Annotated in this window: 7 protein-coding genes; 1 reads left to right on the top strand and 6 read right to left on the bottom strand. The window is 72.5% G+C overall.

Annotated features, from left to right (window positions below; translation table 11 throughout):
• Positions 1–202 precede the first annotated feature (202 nt).
• Positions 203–481, top strand: a complete 279-nt coding sequence (locus tag N869_RS12560) for a hypothetical protein (RefSeq protein ID WP_156968534.1) — start codon at positions 203–205, stop codon at positions 479–481.
• A 34-nt stretch (positions 482–515) separates the two neighbouring features.
• Here the strand turns inward: N869_RS12560 and N869_RS12555 are convergent, their stop codons facing one another.
• The 6 genes from N869_RS12555 to N869_RS12530 all read right to left on the bottom strand — a co-directional run.
• Positions 516–935, bottom strand: coding sequence for an FKBP-type peptidyl-prolyl cis-trans isomerase (locus N869_RS12555; RefSeq protein WP_035062210.1), 420 nt, complete (start codon positions 933–935; stop codon positions 516–518).
• Positions 936–1048: 113 nt separating this feature from the next.
• Positions 1049–2047: an acetylxylan esterase gene (locus N869_RS12550; protein ID WP_035062209.1), complete on the bottom strand. Its 999-nt coding sequence runs from the start codon at positions 2045–2047 to the stop codon at positions 1049–1051.
• Between the two features lie 27 nt (positions 2048–2074).
• Entirely contained in the window at positions 2075–3472 is a 1398-nt protein-coding gene (locus N869_RS12545; protein WP_035062208.1) for a cystathionine beta-synthase, read from the bottom strand.
• Positions 3472–3993, bottom strand: a complete 522-nt coding sequence (locus N869_RS12540; RefSeq protein WP_035062207.1) for a hypothetical protein — start codon at positions 3991–3993, stop codon at positions 3472–3474. Before N869_RS12540 ends, N869_RS12545 begins: the two co-directional genes overlap by 1 nt.
• Before the next feature lie 42 nt (positions 3994–4035).
• Positions 4036–4875, bottom strand: a complete 840-nt coding sequence (locus N869_RS12535; RefSeq protein ID WP_035062206.1) for a Bax inhibitor-1/YccA family protein — start codon at positions 4873–4875, stop codon at positions 4036–4038.
• A gap of 187 nt (positions 4876–5062) precedes the next feature.
• A partial coding sequence (locus tag N869_RS12530) for an LPXTG cell wall anchor domain-containing protein (RefSeq protein ID WP_035062205.1) occupies positions 5063–5450 on the bottom strand: 388 nt, incomplete at its 5' end.

Below are 5450 nucleotides of genomic sequence, written 5' to 3'. Positions count from 1 at the left end.
CGCGCTGCTCGACGGCACCCCCGCCACCTGGCACGTGCTGGCCGCCCAGGTGCGGTCCGGTGCGGTGGACGTGCTGCGGGCCACCGGGTCCACCCAGGACCAGGCCGTCGCCGCGGTCGAGGAGGCCGGCGGGCGTCTGGACAGGTAGGGGCGCGCGTGCGCGACTTGGCCGCGGGGGCGGGTGTCCGGGAGGCTGGTCACCATGACGCACCCGGACCTGCCCGTCGGTTGGCACGCAGACCTCGAGGCCAACCGGTACCGCTACTGGGACGGCGAGAGGTGGGCGTTCACGTCCTCCGCCCGCGACCTGGAGGCCTACCGGGCCGCCGGGCAGGTCATCGCCGGGGTCGACTTCGACGCACCGGTGCACACCGAGCTGCCGCCGGAGAAGAAGCCGCGACGGGCCCGCGGCCCGCTGCTCGTGGCAGCGGTGGCCGTGGGCCTCGTCGCGGTCGTGGTGCTCGCCGTCGTGCTGGGCTGACGCACCGCGCCGGCGGCGCGCCGGTGCAGGTGCGTCAGCGCCGGGACGTGCCCTTGACGTCGACGACGAACACCAGGGTGTCGGTGCCGCCGATTCCGGCCTGCGGCATGCCGCGCTCGCCGTAACCGAGGTGCGGGGGGATCGACAGCAGCACCCGGGACCCGACCTGCTGGCCGACGAGGCCCTCGTCCCAGCCCCCGATGACCGCCCCCACACCGATGGGGAACGAGATCGAGGAGCCCCGGTCGTAGGAGTTGTCGAACATCCGACCGCCCCACACCTGGCCGTAGTAGTTGACCTCGATGTCGTCACCGGCCTCGACGAGCTCACCGTCGCCACGGGACAGGACCTGGACGGCCAGGTCCGCGGGTGCCGGGGTGTCGGGGAACGTCAGTGCCGGCTTGTCACCGAACTCGCCGGACGCGGTGGGCAGGGGCTGCTGCTGGTCGGTCATGTGGGGCCTTCCGTCTACGGGTGTCTCGGCGCGCGGAGCGCACCCGGCCCATCGTGCCCGATCACGGCGTGCGTGGCACGCTGCGCACGCCGGTGCCCGAGGTACCCGTCAGCTCACGGTTGGGCGACGCCGTGCAGGTCACCCAACCAGGTCAGCTGCCGTTCGGTCTGGTGGGCCTGACCGCCCTCGTGCTGGTTGTAGCGGTAGACCACGATGTCCGTGGTGGGCCGGGACCCGGCGTGGGAGCCGTAGTGGTTGTACGCGGCGTACACCGTGGACGGCGGGCAGATCGTGTCCATGAGCGCCACGGAGAACAGGGCGGGGGCGGTGGCGCGGCGCGCGAAGTTCACGGCGTCCAGGTAGGACCACGTCCGCAGCACCATGTCCTCCGCGCCCCGGTGGACGGCCAGGTAGGTGACCAGCTCGCGGTACGGGGCCTGGTCGGTGAGCGTCATGCCACGGCGCACGTGGCACATGAACGGCACGTCGGGCATCACGGCCGTGAGGCCCTCGGTCAGCCCGGCGACGGCGAGCGTCACGCCACCGCCCTGGCTGATCCCGGTGATGGTCACCCGGGTGGGATCGACCCCCGGCAGGGCACGGGCGGCGTCGACCGCCCGCACCGCATCGGTGACCAGGCGCCGGTAGTAGTGGTCGTGGGGGTCCTCGATGCCGCGGGTCATGAACCCGGGGACCGCGGGGCCGCTCACGCCGAGATCCGGTGTGGCCCCGCCCCCGCTCCACACGCTGCCCTGACCCCGGGTGTCCATCACGAGGTGGGCGTACCCGGCAGCGGCCCACGCGAGCCGTTCGTGGGGCAGACCGCGCCCGCCCCCGTAGCCCAGGTACTCCACGACGACCGGGAGCGGCTCCGGCACGCCCGCGGGCCTGGTCAGCCACGCGCGCACCGGCTGCCCGTCGAAACCGGCGAACGTCACGTCGTGCACGTCGACCAGGCGCAGCGACGTGCTCACCGGCGCCACGTCGACCAGGACCTCGTGCCGACGGGCGTCACGAAGGGTCCGGGCCCAGAACTCGTCGAAGTCCTGCGGCTCGGCGACGTCCGGGAGGTACCCGCGGAGCTCCTCGACGGGCATGTCGAACAACGGCACGATGCGCTCCAGGGGGGGACGAGAGGGTCAGCGGGAGAGGAAGCCGAGCAGGTCGTGCCGGGTGAGGACCCCCACCGGGTCGCCGTCCTGCACCACGAGCAGCGCGTCGGCCTGCTTGAGCGCCGTGCGCGCGGCGGCGACGTCCTCCCCCACGCCGATGAGCGGCAGCGGGGGGCCCATGTGGTCGCGGACCGGCCCGGCGAGCGCCGCCTCGTCACGGAACACCGCGTCCAGCAGGGCACGCTCGCTCACGGACCCTGCGACCTCACCGGACTTCACGGGGGGTTCGGCGGACAGGACGGGAAGCTGGGACACCCCGTAGGTGTTCAGCACGTCGATCGCGTCGTGGACCGTCTCGGTGGGGTGGGTGTGGACCAGGGCGGGCAGGTCCCCGGACTTGCTGCGCAGCACGTCACCGACGGTCGCGGCGCCCTCGTCGCGCAGGAACCCGTAGGACCGCATCCACGTGTCGGAGAAGATCTTCGACAGGTACCCGCGACCACCGTCGGGCAGGAGGACGACGATGACGGCATGCGCGGCCGCGTCCGGGTCCTCGTCCTGCAGGCGACGGGCCAGGCGCAGGGCCGCCACGACGGCCATCCCGCACGACCCGCCGACCAGCAGACCCTCCTCGCGGGCCAGGCGCCTGGTCATCGCGAAGGAGTCGGCGTCGGTCACGGGAAGGATCTCGTCAGGGACGGCCGGGTCGTAGGCGGTCGGCCAGAAGTCCTCGCCCACGCCCTCGACGAGGTAGGGGCGCCCGTCGCCGCCGGAGTACACCGACCCGGCCGGGTCGGCACCCACGACGCGCACCGGGCCGCCCGGGCGGTCGGCGCTGACGTCCTTGAGGTACCGGCCGGTGCCGGTGATGGTTCCACCGGTGCCCACACCAGTGACGAAGTGCGTGACCCGGCCCTCGGTGTCGGACCAGATCTCCGGGCCGGTGGTCTCGTAGTGGGAGGCCGGGCCGTTGAGGTTGGCGTACTGGTTGGGCTTCCACGCGCCGGGGATCTCCCGGGCGAGCCTGTCCGAGACGCTGTAGTAGGACTCCGGGTGGTCCGGGGGTACCGCCGTCGGGGTGACGACGACCTCGGCGCCGTACGCGGCCAGGACGTCGCGCTTGTCCTGGGAGACCTTGTCCGGGCAGACGAACACGCACCGGTAGCCCTTGCGCTGGGCGACCAGGGCGAGCCCGACACCGGTGTTCCCGCTGGTCGGTTCGACGATCGTGCCGCCGGGGCGGAGCTCGCCGGACGCCTCGGCGGCCTCGACCATCTTCAGGGCGATGCGGTCCTTGACCGACCCGCCGGGGTTCAGGTATTCGACCTTCGCCAGGACGGTGGCCGTGAGGCCGTCGGTGACGGTGGTGAGCCGGACGAGGGGGGTATCGCCGACGAGGTCGGAGATGTGGTGGGCGTAACGCATCAGAACCTCACGAGGAGCAGGACCCCGAGGCAGATCGCGGTGGTGGCGGCCACGGCACCGACGAGGGTGCGCACGAGGCTGGGCCGGGTCACGAGCCAGGGGGCGAGGTAGCGACCGGCGAGCGCCCCGGCCGCCGCGGTGGTGGCCAGGTAGAACGCGCCGATCGCCGCCAGGGCGGGGGCACGGGGAGCGGGGTCGGGCTGGGCGGCCCACTGCAGGGCGAGGGCGAACACGGGGTAGCCCCACACCGCCCCTGCCAGGGCCGCCGCGGCGCCGTGCGTGAGCACGGCACGTCGGGGACCGGCACCGCGGCTCAGGCGGGACGCCGCCCACGCTGTCGGAGGGCCCGCGACGGCGACGAACAGGAACGTCGCGGGGGCGGCGAGCAGGAACAGGTCGGGCATCCGCAGGACCATGATGATGAAGAGCTCGAGCACCAGCATGGTCGCGGCGGCGACGGCGAGCCCACCGACGAGGGCTCGGGCGCCGGACGCAGGGGGTGTGGCGGGGGTCTGGGTCACGGTGGTGGTGGGGTCCCTGCGTCCGGCGTCAGCGGTGGGTCGTCAGTTGTTGCCGCGGAGGATCGCCAGGATCCGCAGGAACTCGACGTAGAGCCACACGAGCGTGACCATGAGGCCGAACGCGGCCGACCATGCGATGCGGGCCGGCGCCCCGGTGTCGACGCCCTTCTTGATCATGTCGAAGTCGGTGATCAGCGCCATCGAGGCGAGCAGCACCGCGACCGCACCGACGAGCACCCCGAGCGGGATGCCGAGGACGGTGACCTCGCTACGGAGACCGAAGCCACCGATGTCGGTGAAGAGCATCAGACCGACGTTCACCAGGGCGAACGCCAGGTAGCTGATCATGCCGACGAGCATGATCCGCCGGAACTTGGGTGTGACCCGCACCTTGCCGGACTTGAAGAGCGTGAGGCACACGGCGAACGTGATGAACGTCGCCAGGACGGCCTGGACGACGATCCCTGGGTACAGAGCCTCGAAGATCGCGCTCAACCCACCGAGGAACACACCCTGGGAGACGGCATACGCGGTGATCAGCGCCGGGCTGGGCTTGCCCTTACGAAGCTTGAAGTAGTTGATGAGCCCGAGGACGAACCCCGCGATCAGCCCGACGACGAAGAGCCCGGGGGCGAGCGTCCACGTGAGCGCCGCGACGACGACGAGGACCCCGAAGAGACCGGCGGTCTTCATGATGACGTCGTCGTAGGTGAGGCGGCCGGTGTCGCGGGGGGTCGCGGACGGCGCGGAGTAGAGGTCCTCGAGGGCACCGGTGGTGGACCCACCGCCGGTCGTGCCGGGGTACGGGGCGTGCTGGACGGCGCCACGTCCCCGTCGGGGCTCCCCGAAGACGGGGCTGTGGTTGAACACCGGGTTGCTCACTGTGCCTCCTGGTCGCGGCGGCCCCGATGGGGCCTGGATGTCGCTGGCCTGGTCTCATCCTAGGTAACGCGGCACGCCCCCTGCGCGTTCCCTCACCGGGTGGGACGACGCAGGGCCCCTGGGAGGTCCCAGGGGCCCTGCGTGTCGTTCTCAGCGTGTCCCGGTCAGCAACCCGACCGGGGTGCGGTCACGCCTGCGTACCCGCCAGGCGGCGACGGCTCACGAGCGTGACGCCGATGCCGACCAGGAGGAGCGCCGCCAGGATCGCCGCGGCGATCGAGGCACCGGTCCGCGGGAGCGCCCCGCCGTCATCGCCGGCGCCGGGGGCGTCGACGTCCGCCGCAGCGGTGACGGTGAGGACCGCGTCGGCGAGGACCTCGTCCTCGACGGCCGCGAGCAGGGCGTACAGGCCGGGCTCAGTGTCGGCCGGGACGTCGAGGACGAACCACGCCTCACCGTCCGCGTCGACCGTCAGCTCCACCACGGTGCCGTCCTCGAGCTCGAACTCGTAGACGCCACCGACGGAGGCACCACCGGTGCCGACCTCGACCTGGAACATCCCGATCTCGACGAGG

Source organism: Cellulomonas bogoriensis 69B4 = DSM 16987 (assembly GCF_000767165.1).
In the GTDB taxonomy this organism is placed as follows: domain Bacteria; phylum Actinomycetota; class Actinomycetes; order Actinomycetales; family Cellulomonadaceae; genus Actinotalea; species Actinotalea bogoriensis.
Note: the sequence above shows the minus strand (reverse complement) of the source record. Positions and strands in the feature narration are given on the sequence as shown.

Excerpts from the sequence above, each read along its gene's own strand:
- N869_RS12560 (WP_156968534.1), top strand. The coding sequence starts at position 203 with ATGACGCACCCGGACCTGCCCGTCGGTTGGCACGCAGACCTCGAGGCC.
- N869_RS12555 (WP_035062210.1), bottom strand. The coding sequence starts at position 935 with ATGACCGACCAGCAGCAGCCCCTGCCCACCGCGTCCGGCGAGTTCGGT.
- N869_RS12545 (WP_035062208.1), bottom strand. The coding sequence starts at position 3,472 with ATGCGTTACGCCCACCACATCTCCGACCTCGTCGGCGATACCCCCCTC.